The sequence below is a fragment of the Pantoea sp. X-Soil-YNGN-844 genome (assembly GCF_059730595.1).
Genome location: NZ_AP036007.1, coordinates 2,860,854 through 2,876,700, shown reverse-complemented (window position 1 = coordinate 2,876,700; position 15,847 = coordinate 2,860,854). Strand labels below are relative to the sequence as shown.

The 15,847-nt window shown below is 56.8% G+C and carries 15 protein-coding genes; 12 read left to right on the top strand and 3 right to left on the bottom strand.

Annotation, left to right across the window (positions count from 1 at the left end):
- Positions 1-26: 26 nt before the first annotated feature.
- The gene (gene mlaA / locus AC6I8C_RS13290) at positions 27-791 is read left to right on the top strand and encodes a phospholipid-binding lipoprotein MlaA (RefSeq protein WP_150019223.1); all 765 of its coding nucleotides are present in this window, start codon (positions 27-29) and stop codon (positions 789-791) included.
- An 85-nt stretch (positions 792-876) separates the two neighbouring features.
- On the opposite strand, the gene fadL is transcribed toward mlaA, so the two are convergent.
- Positions 877-2,160 (bottom strand): long-chain fatty acid transporter FadL, encoded by a 1,284-nt coding sequence (fadL, locus tag AC6I8C_RS13285; RefSeq protein ID WP_497822750.1) that lies wholly within the window; start codon positions 2,158-2,160, stop codon positions 877-879.
- Between the two features lie 358 nt (positions 2,161-2,518).
- On the opposite strand from fadL, the gene AC6I8C_RS13280 reads away from it, so the two are divergent.
- The 4 genes from AC6I8C_RS13280 to sixA all read left to right on the top strand — a co-directional run bounded on the left by AC6I8C_RS13280 (position 2,519) and on the right by sixA (position 7,087).
- On the top strand, positions 2,519-2,815 hold the full coding sequence (locus AC6I8C_RS13280; RefSeq protein ID WP_497822749.1) for a YfcZ/YiiS family protein: 297 nt from the start codon (positions 2,519-2,521) through the stop codon (positions 2,813-2,815).
- A 158-nt stretch (positions 2,816-2,973) separates the two neighbouring features.
- Positions 2,974-4,284 (top strand): acetyl-CoA C-acyltransferase FadI, encoded by a 1,311-nt coding sequence (fadI, locus tag AC6I8C_RS13275; RefSeq protein ID WP_497822748.1) that lies wholly within the window; start codon positions 2,974-2,976, stop codon positions 4,282-4,284.
- Entirely contained in the window at positions 4,284-6,380 is a 2,097-nt protein-coding gene (fadJ, locus tag AC6I8C_RS13270) for a fatty acid oxidation complex subunit alpha FadJ (protein WP_497822747.1), read from the top strand. Before fadI ends, fadJ begins: the two co-directional genes overlap by 1 nt.
- A gap of 224 nt (positions 6,381-6,604) precedes the next feature.
- A complete protein-coding gene (sixA, locus tag AC6I8C_RS13265; RefSeq protein WP_150010602.1) occupies positions 6,605-7,087 on the top strand; it encodes a phosphohistidine phosphatase SixA in 483 nt (160 codons plus the stop codon).
- Positions 7,088-7,115: 28 nt separating this feature from the next.
- Here the strand turns inward: sixA and smrB are convergent, their stop codons facing one another.
- Positions 7,116-7,664 carry an endonuclease SmrB gene (gene smrB / locus AC6I8C_RS13260; RefSeq protein ID WP_013358610.1) on the bottom strand — a complete coding sequence of 183 codons (549 nt, stop codon included), beginning with the start codon at positions 7,662-7,664 and terminating at the stop codon, positions 7,116-7,118.
- Between the two features lie 159 nt (positions 7,665-7,823).
- Here smrB and prmB point away from each other — a divergent pair, with 159 nt between their 5' ends.
- From prmB to AC6I8C_RS13230, 6 genes are read left to right on the top strand one after another with little or no spacing between them, the layout of a single operon-like run.
- The gene (prmB, locus tag AC6I8C_RS13255) at positions 7,824-8,756 is read left to right on the top strand and encodes a 50S ribosomal protein L3 N(5)-glutamine methyltransferase (RefSeq protein WP_497822746.1); all 933 of its coding nucleotides are present in this window, start codon (positions 7,824-7,826) and stop codon (positions 8,754-8,756) included.
- A 45-nt stretch (positions 8,757-8,801) separates the two neighbouring features.
- Entirely contained in the window at positions 8,802-9,887 is a 1,086-nt protein-coding gene (aroC, locus tag AC6I8C_RS13250) for a chorismate synthase (protein WP_013358608.1), read from the top strand.
- A 4-nt stretch (positions 9,888-9,891) separates the two neighbouring features.
- Positions 9,892-10,716 (top strand): penicillin-insensitive murein endopeptidase, encoded by an 825-nt coding sequence (gene mepA, locus AC6I8C_RS13245; RefSeq protein WP_098052724.1) that lies wholly within the window; start codon positions 9,892-9,894, stop codon positions 10,714-10,716.
- 8 nt (positions 10,717-10,724) lie between these two features.
- Positions 10,725-11,528 carry a sulfite exporter TauE/SafE family protein gene (locus AC6I8C_RS13240; protein ID WP_497822745.1) on the top strand — a complete coding sequence of 268 codons (804 nt, stop codon included), beginning with the start codon at positions 10,725-10,727 and terminating at the stop codon, positions 11,526-11,528.
- 19 nt (positions 11,529-11,547) lie between these two features.
- Positions 11,548-12,093, top strand: a complete 546-nt coding sequence (locus AC6I8C_RS13235; protein ID WP_497822744.1) for an elongation factor P hydroxylase — start codon at positions 11,548-11,550, stop codon at positions 12,091-12,093.
- 32 nt (positions 12,094-12,125) lie between these two features.
- Positions 12,126-12,410, top strand: a complete 285-nt coding sequence (locus AC6I8C_RS13230; RefSeq protein WP_003854283.1) for a YfcL family protein — start codon at positions 12,126-12,128, stop codon at positions 12,408-12,410.
- A gap of 33 nt (positions 12,411-12,443) precedes the next feature.
- Here the strand turns inward: AC6I8C_RS13230 and mnmC are convergent, their stop codons facing one another.
- Positions 12,444-14,450 carry a bifunctional tRNA (5-methylaminomethyl-2-thiouridine)(34)-methyltransferase MnmC2/FAD-dependent 5-carboxymethylaminomethyl-2-thiouridine(34) oxidoreductase MnmC1 gene (gene mnmC, locus AC6I8C_RS13225; RefSeq protein WP_497822743.1) on the bottom strand — a complete coding sequence of 669 codons (2,007 nt, stop codon included), beginning with the start codon at positions 14,448-14,450 and terminating at the stop codon, positions 12,444-12,446.
- Positions 14,451-14,604: 154 nt separating this feature from the next.
- Here mnmC and fabB point away from each other — a divergent pair, with 154 nt between their 5' ends.
- Positions 14,605-15,825: a beta-ketoacyl-ACP synthase I gene (fabB, locus tag AC6I8C_RS13220; protein ID WP_497822742.1), complete on the top strand. Its 1,221-nt coding sequence runs from the start codon at positions 14,605-14,607 to the stop codon at positions 15,823-15,825.
- Positions 15,826-15,847 lie beyond the last annotated feature (22 nt).

The window sequence follows — 15,847 nt, the reverse complement described above, 5'->3', positions numbered from 1 at the left end:
TTTTTCATCCGCACAGGGAGATTGGAATGAATTATCGCCTGACCAGCCTGGCTGTCGCCAGCGTCCTTCTGGTGGGTTGTGCCAGTTCAAAGCCGGCGAATAGCGATCCTGCGCAGCGCAGCGATCCATTCGAAGGCTTTAACCGCACGATGTTTAACTTTAACTACAACGTGCTGGATCCGTACGTGCTTCGTCCGGTCGCTGTCGCATGGCGTGATTATGTGCCGGTCCCGGCACGTACCGGCCTGAGCAATTTCCTCGGCAACCTGGAAGAGCCAGCCAGTATGGTCAACGCCATTCTGGTCGGTAACGGACGTGATGCGGGCATTCACTTTACCCGTTTCTTCCTGAACAGCGTGCTGGGACTGGGCGGTTTCATCGACGTTGCCGGTAAAGCCAACCCGGAACTGGCGCGTGAAGAGCCGCATCGTTTCGGTACCACGCTGGGTCACTATGGCGTCGGCTACGGGCCTTACGTTGAACTGCCTGCTTACGGCAGCTTCACGGTTCGTCAGGATGGCGGCGACTATGTTGATACGCTCTATCCGATCCTCGGCTGGCTGACCTGGCCAATGTCGATTGGTAAATGGACGCTGGAAGGGATCGAGACCCGCGCTCAGTTGCTGGATTCTGATGCCATCCTGAAACAGCAGAGCGATCCGTACGCCTTTATCCGTAACGCCTACTTCCAGCGTCACGACTTCCTGGCGCGCGGCGGCAAGCTCAAGCCGGAAGACAATCCTAACGCAGCCGCGATTCAGGATGACCTGAAGGATATCGATTCGCAGTAAGCGCAGGATTCGTGGGCCAGTAAGCGATCTGCAGTGACAAAAAGGGCGACTCATCAGAGTCGCCCTTTTTGATCGTAACCGCCAATCAGAACTTGTAGTTAAAGTTCGCGCCGTAGAGCCAGGCCTTACCTTCAGAGGTAAAGGTATAAGGACCTTCTTTCACCGTCACTTTCTGGCCATGCATATAAGAAATGCCCAAATCGACCGAGGCATCATCGTTAAAGGCATACGATGTACCGGCACTCAGCCATAAACGATCCTGGTCCGGAATAGAGATAGAACGCTTGTCAGCCGGTACCGGGCTATCATCAAACGCAATACCGGTACGGAAAGTCCAGTTTTTGTCGTAGGAATAGGTTGTGCCCAGTGCAATGCGGTAAGCATCACGGAAGCCTTCATCTTTATAGAACAGCGTCTGGCCATTAGAACCGGTGGCTTTCAGCTCCTGGAACTGGCTCCAGCTGGTGTACGCCATGCTGTAGTGAACCGCCCATTGCGGTGCCACTTTATGCCAGCCCGACACTTCCCACATCTCTGGCAGATTCAGGGTTAACGCGCCAGGAACAGTGGTGCCATTGGTGCCAAAAGGTACACCTGATACTTCCGGGTTATTCACTGCATTCAGTCGGGAAGAGAGGCTGCTTTTGTAATCGCCATCAAAGTCGACTTTCACTTCAGAACGATAGGTAAAGCCGAAACGGTTATTTTCATCCACTTCGTACAGGATACCGGCGTTCCAGCCATATCCCCACTCATCGCCTTTCAGATGGGCAACCTGCGTATCAGCCGGAACGCCCAGTCTTGCGCCTGACTCACCGGCATAGCGTTCAATTTTGGCTTTCGCGTATACCGCATCAAAACCGACGCCAAAACTAAAATGTTCATTTAAGCGGTACGCGGTGCTGAGATTGAAATTGCCGGTTACCAGATCGGTTTTACCGCCGTAACCCCCCGCGGTGTAACCATTATTAAACTCTGTTGCTAAGCCATAGTTAGAAGTTGCAGACGCGCCAATCCACCACTGATCGTTGATGGGCTGAACATAATGAATATTGGGGACCCACTGATTCGGGGCAATATTATTAGCATCCAGGCTGCGTCCGCTGGGACTGCGACCACTGATATTGACGTCTGGCGCAATATAAACTGCACCGATAGAAAATTCCGGACGATCCATCAACGCCATCGTCGCCGGGTTACGGCTGGCTGATGCCGCCGTATCACCCATTGCCCCTTCGCCTGAATATGCGCGACCTAAACCAATCGTAGAAAACTCATTTAACTGAAATCCAGCTGCGTAAACGTGTGAAGAGACAAGCGCCACTGCAGCCGCCACGGCTGACTTTGCAAACAGGTTTTTATGGTTCATGACCACAACCTCATGTGAATTATTATTTAACGCTATAACGTCGCGTAACAAAGGACGGCGGATTGTAGGGACTGATGTAAAACGCACATATCAGACCAGTGCGGAGAGTATAGGTCCGACCTGTGTGCATGTTGCAATATTGTTTTTAAAATATTTCATGATTGATCGCTTAAAATTCGATCTGCATAACAAAACTGCCCTGATTCTGCACAGCATACCGATTCCAGTTTGTTCTGGATCAATTTTTATTGTGATATTCGTCACTTAGCGCCGTGTACATGGCGCATCTTTATGCGAGCAGGTAAAATTTCAGCCATAAAATCGCTAAACCCACCAGATCGCTGGTCAGGAGAATGAAATGACTGATGCCATTAAAAAATGCAGTGCGACCGAAACAGCAGCCTGTTGTTGTGTTGATGTGGGCACGGTAATGGATAATACCGATTGCACAGCTAGCTGGTCGGAGTGGTTTGCTCAGCGTGCCGATGCGGAAGCCAAATTAGCGCTCCTCACTAAACGTGCACGTGAAGTTGAATCGGAACCCTGTGTGATTGAGTCGCGCTTCAGTGAAGGGGATCAAGGTGTGCAGCTGGATATCGATTTTACTTTCAGCTGCCAGGCTGAAACGATGATTTTTCAGCTCGGTTTGCGTTAAGTCTCTTAACGCCGCGTTAATGCGGCGTTTTTCATTTTCGTGTTTCCCTTCGCACTTTTTCCTTTCCGGTATTGGCGGCTCACCCGCTTGTGGTTAACACTGATCAGGTCAGACCTCTTCAGGCAATGATGCCACAGTCCCAGCCACAGGTGAGAATAATGAGCAAAGCGCAGCCGCTGCTGACACGTGATGGTGAACGCATCGCAATAACCCACGGGTTACGCACCCCTTTTTTGCGCCAGGCGACCGGCTTTCATGGCATTCCCGCCATTGAGCTGGGGCGGATGGTGGTCAGCGAATTAATGGCGCGCAGTGAACTGCCGGCTGAGGTGATCGAGCAACTGGTCTTTGGTCAGGTGGTGCAGATGCCGGAAGCGCCGAACATTGCGCGTGAGATTGTACTGAGCAGCGGGCTTGATGTGCACACCGATGCCTACAGCGTCAGCCGTGCCTGCGCCACCAGTTTCCAGGCAGTGGCGAATGTGGCAGAAAGTCTGCTGGCTGGCACGATTTCTGCGGGCATTGCCGGAGGCGCAGACTCCTCTTCAGTGCTGCCAATCGGCGTCAGTAAAACACTGGCCCGCGCGCTGGTGGATTTCAATAAAGCCCGCAGCCTTGGGCAAAAACTGCACATCCTTAAACGTCTGCGTCCGCGCGATCTGCTGCCGGTGCCGCCCGCAGTGGCCGAGTATTCAACCGGCCTGCGCATGGGTGACACCGCCGAGCAGATGGCAAAGAGTCATGGCATCACCCGTGAGGCACAGGATGCGCTGGCGCTGCGATCTCATCAGCATGCCGCCCGCGCCTGGCAATCCGGGGTACTCAATCAGGAAGTGATGGCAGCCTTTGTGCCGCCGTGGAAAACCGCTATCGACCAGGACAATAACGTCCGCATGAACGCCAGAGCAGAGGATTACGCCCGCTTGCGCCCGGCGTTTGATCGTCAGCACGGCAGCGTCACGGCGGCCAACAGCACGCCACTCACCGACGGTGCGGCCGCCGTGATTCTGATGCGCGAAGGCCGCGCCCGTGAACTCGGTGTCACGCCGCTGGGCTATCTGCGCAGCTATGCGTTTACCGCGATTGGTGTACAGCAGAATATGCTGCTGGGTCCGGCGTACTCCTCCCCACTGGCACTGGATCGCGCCGGGATCACGCTGGCCGATCTGACGCTAATCGATATGCACGAAGCGTTTGCGGCCCAGACACTGAGCAATCTGCAACTGTTTCGCGACGAGCGCTTTGCCCGTGAGGTACTGAATCGTCCTCATGCGCTGGGCGAAGTGAATGAAGAGCGCTTTAACGTGCTGGGTGGTTCAATCGCCTATGGTCATCCTTTTGCCGCCACGGGCGCGCGCATGATCACCCAGACGCTGAATGAATTACGCCGTCGCGGTGGCGGGTTAGGACTGGTCACGGCGTGTGCGGCGGGCGGTCTGGGTGCGGCAATGGTTCTGGAGGCCGAATAATGGAGCAGAATGCGTTTCACCTGAAGATGCGACTGGATCACGTTGGCATCATTACAATCGATGTCCCTGGCGAGAAGATGAACACCCTGAAAGCAGAATTTGCCGGACAGATCACCGCCATCATTGCGGAGGCGCGACGCGATCCGCAGCTGGCAGGCCTGGTGCTGATTTCTGGCAAAGCGGACAACTTTATCGCGGGCGCAGACATCAGCATGATTGATCGCTGTCAGAGCGCACAGGAAGCCGAAGCGCTGGCAAAACAGGGGCAGGAAGTGATGGCTGCGCTTGATGCGCTGCCATTCCCGGTAGTGGCCGCAATCCATGGTGCCTGCCTGGGCGGCGGGCTGGAACTGGCGCTGGCCTGCGATGCGCGCATCTGCTCGCTGGATGATAAAACCCGTCTTGGATTACCGGAAGTGCAACTTGGCTTACTGCCCGGCTCCGGTGGCACCCAGCGACTGCCTCGGTTAATTGGCGTACAGCAGGCGCTGCCGCTGATTCTGACCGGCAAAACGCTGCGGGCGAAACAGGCACGTAAGCTGGGAGTGGTTGATGACGCGGTGCCTCAGGCGATTCTGCTGGAGACGGCTATCGCACGGGTGAAAAAGGGCAAGGTCAGCGGACGCACACTGCCGCTGCGCGACCGGCTGCTGCACGGTCCGGTTGGCCGTCAGGCGCTGTTTGCACTCGCAACCCGCCAGACAGCAGCTAAAACCCAGGGTAACTATCCGGCGGCAAACCGAATTATTGAAGTAGTACGCATCGGGCTGGAGCAGGGCAGCCGTGCCGGACATGACGCTGAAGCGCGCGCTTTTGGTGAACTGGCAATGACGCCGGAATCTGCGGCGCTGCGCGGAATCTTTTTCGCGACCACGGCCATGAAGAAGGAGCGGGGCGGTGAGGCGGAACCTGCTGCGGTGAAGCGTGTCGCGATTCTCGGCGGCGGTCTGATGGGCGGTGGCATCGCCAGCGTCACCGCAATCAATGCCGGGTTGCCGGTGCGCATCAAAGATATCAGCCTGGAAGGGGTTAACCATGCGCTGAAAACCAGCTGGGAACTGCTGAGCAAAAAGGTCAAACGACGCCAGCTCACTTCGGCACAGCGTCAGCAGCAGATGGCCCGGATCACGGGCGGCATCGATTATCAGGGTTTGTCACAGCGCGATGTGGTGATCGAAGCCGTGTTCGAAGATTTAGCACTCAAGCAGCAGATGGTCAGCGAAGTGGAAGCCCACTGTCAGCCGCATACGCTGTTTGCTTCTAACACTTCTTCGCTGCCGATTGAAGAGATTGCCGCCAAAGCACAGCATCCGCAGAACGTCATCGGGCTGCACTACTTCAGCCCGGTAGATAAAATGCCGCTGGTGGAAGTGATTCCCCATCTGAACACCTCAACCGCAACGGTGGTGACGATTGTGGCGCTGGCGCGCAGCCAGGGTAAAACGCCGATAGTGGTGGCGGACAAGCCTGGCTTCTATGTTAACCGCATCCTGACGCCCTATATAAATGAAGCGATGCGTTGCCTGCTGGAGGGCGAGCCTATTGATCATATTGATCGGGCGCTGGTGAAGGCTGGTTTTCCGGTCGGTCCGATTCAGCTGCTGGATGAGGTAGGCATCGACGTCGGCAGCAAAATCAGTCCCATCCTGCATCAGGCTTATGGTGAACGCTTTGCCGCGCCCGCTGCTTTTGATGCAGTGCTGAAAGATGGCCGCAAGGGACGTAAAAACAGCAAAGGCTTTTATCGCTATGACCAGCCGCGCTGGCAGCGTAAAAAGCCGGACACCTCATTGTATACGTTGCTGAAGGTCACGCCGCAGGCCAGACAGAGTGAAGCGCAGATTGCGGAACGCTGCATGATGATGATGCTGAATGAGGCGGCCCGCTGCCTCGATGAGCAGGTCATTCGCTGTGCCCGCGATGGCGATATCGGTGCGGTGTTTGGTATCGGCTTTCCGCCTTTCCTGGGGGGGCCGTTCCACTATATGGACAAACTGGGTGCGGCGGAGGTGGTCAACCGATTAACCCGCCTCACGCAGCAGCATGGCGAGCGATTTACTCCCTGCGAAGCGCTGATTGAAGCGACCAGGAAGTAGACGAAATTTTACACTTCTGCTGTAAATGGAATAACCAATCCGATTCAGCGGGTTAGAAAAGCGCCGCCAGAGTGTGCGGCGCAGCATGATTCTGAGAAGCGCTTATTTAATAAACAACCGGTTGACTATACTGAAGCCATTAGGGTAAAACACAGCGTTCATTCGCAGAGTGAAGAGTCAGGCGCCAGGCGTCGGGCGATGTCGACAAACAACAGCGGTGCTTTATGCAAGTTTTTATCATGCGTCACGGCGATGCGGCTCTGGAAGCAGCCAGTGATTCAGTCAGGCCTTTAACCTTATGTGGCTGCAATGAATCACGCCAGATGGCCAGCTGGCTCAACAGCCAGACGCCGGACATAGAGCGTGTCCTGGTGAGTCCCTATTTACGCGCGCAGCAAACCCTCGCGACCGTGCGTGAAGCTTTTCCACTGCCGGAAAACCAGGATGTTCTGCCGGAGTTAACACCGGGCGGCGATCCGGAAATGGTCGGGTGCTATCTGCAGACCCTGGCAAATGAAGGCGTGAAATCGGCGCTGGTGATCTCTCACTTACCGCTGGTGGGGTATTTAGTCTCTGAACTGTGCCCGCAGGAAGCCCCCCCTATGTTTGCCACTTCCGCTATTGCCTGCGTGGAATTTGATCCCGCGCAGCATGCCGGTAAACTCCTGTGGCAGGTCAGCCCCAAAAAGCTGGCGAAAGCGATCTGACGTCTGTGGGCCGATCCTCCGGCCCCTTTCAGGGCAACTCAGGCGGTTGCCACTCCTCAATCTCAATCAAAACCAGCAGCGCGGCATCACCGCCAAACAGCTTCGGTGCCTGGTGAAAAGCCATCACCCACGGGTGCTGGGCCAGCCACAGCGGCGTCTGCTGCTTCAGAATATGCTTTCCATGACCGGTCATGACGCTGGCGCAGAACAGATGTTCACGGCGACAGGCAGCGATCAAGGCGCCCAGTTCCTGCTTGGCCTGCTGCTGCGTTAAGCCATGCAGATCGAGGAAAATTTCCGGCGTATAGTCGCCACGACGCAGTTTTTTCAGCTCAAAGTGGCTGACATCGGCGCGCACATAACGGGTGGCCCCTTCGGTGGAGAGCAGCGGCTGAAACTCATCCGAAAAGTAATGGCTGTTGTCTGCCTGCTCTGAAAGCAGACGTTTTACCGGCAGTTCGCGGGTTTTAACCGGTAATTTATGCACGAAAGTATCTTGTTTCAACTGACGCGTGCCAGTCATTAACTGTCGGAACAGTGCCTGGTCATCCGGGCTTAAGGGTGTTTTTTTACTCATGACGGGTCAGTTATCTAAGAAAAGTCTGCTACACAGCATAGGCGATACCTTACCGATTAATGTCATTAAATGTCAGCTTTTTCACCTTACTGCGCTGAATTCTCCCCGGCTTCATGGCACACTACTGGCCGATTTAGCAAAAGGCCTGCGGAGGGCTACGTGGACAAAATTTTCGTCGATGAGGCAGTGAAAGAACTGCACACCATTCAGGACATGCTGCGCTGGGCGGTAAGCCGCTTTTCCGCTGCCGGAATCTGGTACGGACATGGCACAGACAATCCCTGGGACGAAGCCGTTCAACTGGTCCTGCCGTCACTCTGGCTGCCGCTGGATATTCCGGAAGATATGCGCAGTGCGCGTCTCACCGCCAGCGAACGTCTGCTGATCGTTGAGCGTGTCATCCGTCGTGTTAACGAGCGTATTCCGGTTGCTTATCTGACCAATAAAGCCTGGTTCTGCGGCCACGAATTTTTTGTCGATGAGCGCGTGCTGGTGCCGCGTTCACCGATTGGCGAGCTGATCGAGAACCGCTTTGCTGGTCTGGTCAGCACACCACCGCATCATATTCTGGATATGTGTACCGGCAGCGGCTGTATCGCAATTGCCTGCGCCTATGCCTTCCCGGAAGCCGAAGTGGACGCCGTGGATATCTCCACCGGTGCGCTGGCGGTAGCCGAACAGAACATTGAAGAGCATGGACTCATCCACCAGGTGACGCCGATTCGTGCTGACCTGTTCCGCGAACTGCCACAGCTGAAATATGATTTGATCGTCACCAATCCGCCGTACGTTGATGCGGAAGATATGGACGATCTGCCGAACGAATATCGCCACGAACCGGAGCTTGGCCTGGCGGCTGGCAGCGACGGCCTGAAGCTGGTGCGCCGCATTCTGGCCTGCGCGCCCGACTATCTTAGCGAGCAGGGCGTACTGGTCTGCGAAGTGGGCAACAGCATGGTGCACATGATCGAGCAGTATCCCGATGTGCCCTTTACCTGGCTGGAATTCGACAACGGCGGCGACGGCGTCTTTACGCTGACGCGCCAGCAGATTGTCGACGCACAACACCATTTCTCTTTTTACAAAGACTAAAAGTGGGGCGAAGCCTCGCCCGCCGAACTCTGACAAGGAAACAGCATGGCCGGAAACAGCATCGGGCAATTTTTTCGAGTAACGACTTTTGGCGAGTCCCACGGTCTGGCACTGGGCTGTATCGTTGACGGTGTGCCGCCTGGCATCCCGCTGACCGAAGCAGATATTCAGCATGACCTCGATCGCCGCCGTCCTGGCACGTCGCGCTATACTACGCAGCGCCGCGAGCCGGATCAGGTGAAAATTTTGTCCGGTGTCTTTGAGGGTGTGACCACCGGCACCTCGATCGGCCTGCTGATTGAGAACACCGATCAGCGCTCGCAGGATTACGGTGCCATCAAAGATCTTTTCCGTCCGGGCCATGCTGATTACACCTACGAGCAGAAATATGGTCAGCGCGACTATCGTGGCGGCGGCCGCTCATCGGCGCGTGAAACCGCGATGCGCGTGGCGGCTGGTGCCATCGCCAAGAAATATCTGCAGATGAAACACGGTGTCGTGGTACGTGGCTATCTGTCGCAGATTGGTGATGTCGCTTGTGAGCTGAAAGACTGGAGCATCGTGGAAGAGAACCCGTTCTTCTGCCCGGATGCCGACAAGCTCGAGGCGCTGGATGAACTGATGCGCGGCCTGAAAAAAGAGGGCGACTCCATCGGTGCCAAAGTCACGGTTATGGCAGACAACGTGCCGCCAGGCCTGGGCGAGCCGGTTTTTGACCGACTGGACGCCGATCTGGCGCACGCGCTGATGAGCATCAATGCGGTGAAAGGCGTCGAAATTGGCGACGGCTTTGCGGTGGTTAACCAGCGCGGCAGTCAGCATCGTGACGAGATCCGCCACGATGGTTTCCAGAGCAACCACGCCGGCGGCATTCTGGGCGGCATCAGCAGCGGGCAGACCATCAGTGCCAATCTGGCGATGAAACCAACCTCCAGCATCACCGTGCCAGGTAAAACCATTACCCGCGACGGCGAAGAGGTGGAGATGATCACCAAAGGTCGCCACGATCCCTGCGTCGGGATCCGCGCTGTGCCGATCGCCGAAGCGATGATGGCGATCGTCCTGATGGATCATCTGCTGCGCCAGCGGGCGCAGAACGGTGACGTCAACAGCTCTGTACCGCGCTGGTGATGGCATGAAGGCTATTTTGCTTACGCTGAGTGCGCTGCTGATCAGCGCCTCCAGCCTGGCCGCAACGCCGTGGCAACAGATTCAGCAGCCGATCAGCGGCGCACCGCAGTCAATTGGTGGCTTTGCCAACGGCTGTATTGTCGGCGCGCAGGCACTGCCGCTGAATTCACCGCACTATCAGGTGATGCGTCAGGATCAGCGGCGCTTCTTTGGCCATCCCGATCTGATTCAGTTTATTCAGCGGCTCAGCACCCAGGTGCATAACCTGCAACTGGGTAACGTGCTGATTGGCGACATGGGCATGGCGGCCGGCGGACGCTTCAGCAGCGGTCACGCCAGTCACCAGACCGGGCTGGATGTCGATATCTGGCTGCAACTGCCAAAAACACGCTGGAGCGCGCAGCAGTTGCTGAAGCCGCAGCCGCTGGATCTGGTCGGGCCGGGCGATAAGAATGTGATTGCGCGTCACTGGCAGCCGGAAATCGACAGCCTGATTAAACTGGCCGCAAAAGACGACGATGTTACGCGTATCTTCGTCAATCCGGCGATTAAAAAGCAGCTTTGTGCGGACGCGGGTAATGATCGCGACTGGCTGCGGAAAGTGCGCCCGTGGTTCGCGCATCGTGCCCATATGCATGTGCGACTGCGCTGCCCGGCGGGCAGTATCGGCTGTGAAGATCAGCCTGCACCGCCGGCTGGCGATGGTTGTGGCGCCGAGTTGCAGAGCTGGTTCCTGCCGAAACAGCCTGGGTCAGGCGCACCGGTGAAACGTGAGCCGCCGCCGTTACCGCCTGCCTGTCAGGCTCTGCTGGATAAACATCTACTGTAAGGGATTCCATGGAGTGGTTTGTTGTCAGCCCGCTGCTGGTCGGGCTGCTGTTTTTAATCGCCATGCTGGCTGGTTTTATTGACTCCATCGCCGGTGGTGGGGGGCTACTGACGGTACCTTCACTGCTGGCAGCGGGCCTCTCTCCGGCGCAGGCGCTGGCGACCAATAAACTGCAATCGGTTGGCGGCTCGTTTTCCGCTAGCCTCTACTTTGTCCGGCGCGGTGCGGTCAATCTGAATGAGCAGTGGCTGAACATCGCCATGACGCTGCTGGGGTCCATTCTGGGCGCGATACTGATTCAGCGCCTGCAGGCTGACTTCCTGCGCCAGATGCTGCCGCTGTTTTTGATCGCGATTGGCCTGTGGTTCCTGCTGATGCCAAAACTGGGCGAAGTCGATCAGGCGCGCCGCCTGCACGGCCTGCCTTATGCGCTGGTGGGCGGCGGGGCAGTGGGATTTTATGACGGATTTTTCGGGCCGGGCGCAGGCTCGTTTTATGCGCTGGCTTTCGTTACCCTCTGCGGCTACAACCTGGCCAAAGCGACCGCGCATGCCAAGGTGCTCAACTTCACCTCAAACATGGGCAGCCTGCTGTTCTTTATGTTCGGCGGCAAAGTGGTGTGGGGAACCGGTCTGATCATGATGCTCGGTGCCTTCTGTGGTGCGCGTCTGGGCGCACGGCTGGTGCTGAGCCGCGGACAGAAACTGATCCGCCCGATGGTGGTGATTGTTTCTGCCGTCATGAGCATTAAATTATTGTGGGATAGCCACGGCAGCGAAGTTCTGGCCTGGCTTGCCACGCTGCATTCGTAACCTGAAACGCGATACCGTCATGAACCCGACCCATCATTATGAACAGCTGATCACGCTGTTTGATCGCTGCTTCAGCGATGAATTTCAGACCCGCCTGATTAAAGGCGACGATGAACCGATCTATCTTCCTGCTGATGCCGGGTCGCCGTGGAACCGCGTGGTCTTTGCCCACGGTTTTTACGCCAGCGCTCTGCATGAGATCTCACACTGGTGCATCGCCGGTGAAGCCCGCCGCAAACTGGTCGATTTTGGCTACTGGTACTGCCCGGATGGCCGCGATGCGCTGACCCAGAGTCAGTTTGAAGCGGTTGAAGTGAAGCCGCAGGCACTGGAGTGGATGTTTTGTATGGCGGCAGGCTTTCCCTTCAACGTGAGTTGTGACAATCTCGACGGAGATTGTGAGCCGGATCGCATTGCCTTCCAGCGTAAAGTGCATGCTCAGGTCATGAGCTATCTGACGTCGGGCATTCCCGACCGTCCCGCGCGTTTTATTACCGCTCTGGCGGAATTTTATGGCAGGCCTTCATTAACAGCGTCGCAGTTTCCCTGGCCGGACGATCTGTGATGCAGGAAGGCATTATTAATAGAGGAATTGAGATGATCGCAGAATTTGAAGCGCGTATTCTGGCCCTGATTGACGACATGGTCGAGCATGCCAGTGACGATGAGCTGTTCGCCAGCGGTTATCTGCGCGGACATCTGACCCTGGCCGTCGCTGAAGTCGAGCAACTGGGCGAACATACGCCAGAAGCGCTGCAGATTCAGGTCTCCCGCAGCCTGCAAAATGCTATCGCTGCCGGAGAACTCTCACCGCGCGACCAGGCATTAGTGGTCGGAATGTGGGACAACCTGTTTGTTCAGGCACGCCAGCTCTCCGCATAACGTTGCAGGGCGGCGTGCCGCCCTCAGCATCGGCTAAACTGCTTTTCCCTTCAGTAATTTCCTCACCCAGTAACGATTCGGATTAAGCGCTGCCAGCGTACTCGCGTCCAGCGGCTGCGGCTCGCCCGTCAGCTGGGCTGCCAGCACTTCGGCTGCCAGCGGCGCACTGCACAGGCCGCGCGATCCCAGCGCACCAAACAGATACAGGCCCGCCAGATCGGGCGCATCAGCGATATCGTGACTTGCGGCCAGCTGAGCCGGTAAATCAGCGTACTGCAGAAGCGTAGCGTCATAATCCGGCACGCCGCCCACCATCGGCAGATGATCCCGCGTGGCGCAGCGCACACCCATTCTTGCTTCACCGTCACTGACATCAACCGTCGCTGCCCAGCCGCTGTCAGGCAGACACTGCAGCAGGCGACTGCGGTTCTCCTGCTGGTCCTCTTCCCGGTAATCTGTTGCGGTATCGCCACGGTGATAGCTGGCGCCGATACAGTGGGTGCCGAACTGCGGGCTGACGGGCGTCAGATAGCCGTCGTAACAGAGCACGGTCTGCAGCGCGTCGAGGCCCGGGGTTGACGGAACATGGCTCACCTGACCGGCCACCGGATAGGTCGGCAGCGGGGCGCTCTGCGCAACGTCGGCAATCGCATGTCCGTTAGCCAGCACCACCGTCGGATGACGGACCGCCGGACGATCGCTGAACGTCAGCGTCCAGTGATCATTATCCCGTGAAAGGCTGCTCACCCGGTGCAGCCAGTGAATGCGTAAACCCTGGGTTTCGCCATAAGCCAGCATCGCGGTGGTCAGCTCGGCCGGTGAGAGCCAGCCACCTTCAGGGTAGAAAATGCCGCTACAGCCATGGTCAACATTCGCCAGTTTCTCTGCCTCTGCGACATCCACGCCACGAGCGATGGATTCAGGCAGGCCCATCGCCAGCATCTGATCAATCTTCTTACGGCTTTTCTCATCCCAGCCCAGTTGAAGCACGCCGCTCCAGTGATGCTCATAGGTGACGGTTAACTGATCGTAGAGCCGACGGGCGAAGCTGAAGGCCGCCGGGAAAAAGGTGGCGAGCGCCGGGTCGTGCTGATTGAGCAGCGGATAGAGCGCGCCCTGACGATTACCGGACGCGCCCAGCGCGGGGGCTTCGTCGGCACAGTAAAGCGTGACCCGCCAGCCGCGACGCAGCAGCGCCAGCGCTAAAGTGGCACTGGCGACGCCGCCGCCAATCAGGGCAATATCACGCTGCTCCGCAGATTGACGATGATACCAGGGCTGCGGGCTGGGTAACGGAGGTGCATCCTGCAATGGTCCGCACAGCATTTCGCGCTTCGGTCCAAATCCCTTGCGGCGGATAACGTTAAAGCCTGCCTCCTGCAGGCCGCGCCGGACAATACCTGCGGCGGTAAAGGTCGCGAAGGTCCCTTGTGGACGCGCCAGTGTTGCCATCATGCTGAACAGCGCCGGCGTCCACATATCCGGGTTCTTCGACGGCGCGAAACCATCCAGGAACCAGGCATCCACCTGACGATGCAGGCTCTCATCCAGCTCTCCCATCAGCTGGTTGATATCGCCCAGCCACAGGTCGAGCGTGATGCGTCCGCCGTCAAACAGCAGGCGCTGACAGCCGGGCAGGGCAGCGGGCCACTGTGCCTGTAGTGACTCCGCCCATGGCGCCAGTTCCGGCCAGTGCTGCTGGGCCGCAGCCAGATCGTCACGGGTTAACGGAAACTTCTCAAAGCTGATGAAGTGCAGACGTTTTAAAGTGCCATCGGGCTGTTCGCGCTGAAACGCATCGAACGCCTGCCACAGCGTCAGAAAGTTGAGGCCGGTACCAAAACCGCTTTCCGCCACGATCAGCAGATCGCGCGGATGCTCTGCAAAACGCTCGGGAAAACCGTTGCCGCCAAGGAAGACATAGCGTGTCTCTTCCAGACCATTGTCATTAGAGAAATAGACGTCACCAAACGCTCGGGAAACAGGTGTACCCTGTTCATTCCAGTTTAGCTGTGCATGTTCAACCGGGGTTAATTTCACGGTAAAGGCTCGTTTTTCAGGCAGTGGCGCGATTCTAACGACCCACGTGACATGACGCAAATTTACAAAAGGAAATAGCTGATCGGACTTGTTCGGCGTACAAGTGTACGCTAGAGTGCATGCCAATTAAGAAGAAGTGGATGAGGAAGATTGAATGAAACGTGCTGTGATTACTGGCTTAGGGATCGTTTCCAGTATTGGTAATAACCAGCAAGAGGTGCTGTCATCTCTGCGTGAAGGACGCTCTGGCATCACCTTTTCTGAAGAGATGAAAGATTCCGGCATGCGTAGTCACGTCTGGGGTAACGTTAAATTAGATACCACCGGCCTCATCGATCGCAAAGTTGTGCGTTTTATGAGTGATGCGTCCATCTATGCTTATCTTTCCATGGAAGAAGCGATTAAAGATTCCGGCCTCACCACTGAAATGTATCAGAGCAACCCACGCGTGGGTCTGATTGCGGGTTCAGGCGGCGGTTCTCCACGCTTCCAGGTGTTTGGTGCGGATGCGATGCGCAGCCCACGCGGCCTGAAAGCGGTTGGCCCCTATGTGGTCACCAAAGCGATGGCTTCTGGCGTTTCTGCCTGCCTCGCCACGCCATTCAAAATTCATGGCGTAAACTACTCGATTAGCTCCGCCTGTGCCACCTCTGCGCACTGTATCGGTAATGCCGTTGAGCAGATTCAGCTCGGAAAACAGGATATCGTTTTTGCGGGCGGCGGCGAAGAGCTGTGCTGGGAAATGGCCTGTGAGTTCGACGCCATGGGCGCGCTCTCTACCCGTTACAACGACACGCCAGAGAAAGCGTCACGTACTTATGACAATGAGCGCGACGGCTTTGTTATCGCCGGTGGCGGCGGCATGGTGGTGGTTGAAGAGCTGGAGCATGCGCTGGCACGTGGTGCGCACATTTATGCTGAAATCGTCGGTTACGGTGCGACGTCAGACGGTGCAGACATGGTTGCCCCATCAGGTGAAGGCGCAGTGCGCTGCATGAAGATGGCGATGAACGGTGTCGATACGTCAATCGACTATCTGAACAGCCACGGAACCTCTACTCCGGTAGGTGATGTGAAAGAGCTGGGTGCGATTCGTGAAGTGTTTGGCGATAACACGCCATACATCTCTGCCACCAAAGCGATGACCGGACACTCACTGGGTGCCGCTGGCGTGCAGGAAGCGATCTACTCGCTGCTGATGCTGGAGCATGGTTTTATTGCGCCAAGCATCAACATTACCTCGCTGGACGCTGCCGCAACCGGTATGAACATCGTCACTGCGCCGATGGAAAAAGAGCTGACCACCGTGATGTCTAACAGCTTTGGTTTCGGCGGCACCAACGCCACCCTGACCATGCGTAAATATCAGGCGTAATCAGTACGTCAGTACGCTGAAG

Bases quoted from the DNA above. Each gene is read 5' to 3' on its own strand.
- AC6I8C_RS13235 (WP_497822744.1), top strand. From the start codon at position 11,548: ATGAACCCGACCCATCATTATGAACAGCTGATCACGCTGTTTGATCGC.
- AC6I8C_RS13240 (WP_497822745.1), top strand. From the start codon at position 10,725: ATGGAGTGGTTTGTTGTCAGCCCGCTGCTGGTCGGGCTGCTGTTTTTA.
- fabB (WP_497822742.1), top strand. From the start codon at position 14,605: ATGAAACGTGCTGTGATTACTGGCTTAGGGATCGTTTCCAGTATTGGT.
- sixA (WP_150010602.1), top strand. From the start codon at position 6,605: ATGCAAGTTTTTATCATGCGTCACGGCGATGCGGCTCTGGAAGCAGCC.
- AC6I8C_RS13280 (WP_497822749.1), top strand. From the start codon at position 2,519: ATGACTGATGCCATTAAAAAATGCAGTGCGACCGAAACAGCAGCCTGT.
- smrB (WP_013358610.1), bottom strand. From the start codon at position 7,664: ATGAGTAAAAAAACACCCTTAAGCCCGGATGACCAGGCACTGTTCCGA.
- mlaA (WP_150019223.1), top strand. From the start codon at position 27: ATGAATTATCGCCTGACCAGCCTGGCTGTCGCCAGCGTCCTTCTGGTG.
- fadL (WP_497822750.1), bottom strand. From the start codon at position 2,160: ATGAACCATAAAAACCTGTTTGCAAAGTCAGCCGTGGCGGCTGCAGTG.
- aroC (WP_013358608.1), top strand. From the start codon at position 8,802: ATGGCCGGAAACAGCATCGGGCAATTTTTTCGAGTAACGACTTTTGGC.
- mepA (WP_098052724.1), top strand. From the start codon at position 9,892: ATGAAGGCTATTTTGCTTACGCTGAGTGCGCTGCTGATCAGCGCCTCC.
- AC6I8C_RS13230 (WP_003854283.1), top strand. From the start codon at position 12,126: ATGATCGCAGAATTTGAAGCGCGTATTCTGGCCCTGATTGACGACATG.
- fadI (WP_497822748.1), top strand. From the start codon at position 2,974: ATGAGCAAAGCGCAGCCGCTGCTGACACGTGATGGTGAACGCATCGCA.
- fadJ (WP_497822747.1), top strand. From the start codon at position 4,284: ATGGAGCAGAATGCGTTTCACCTGAAGATGCGACTGGATCACGTTGGC.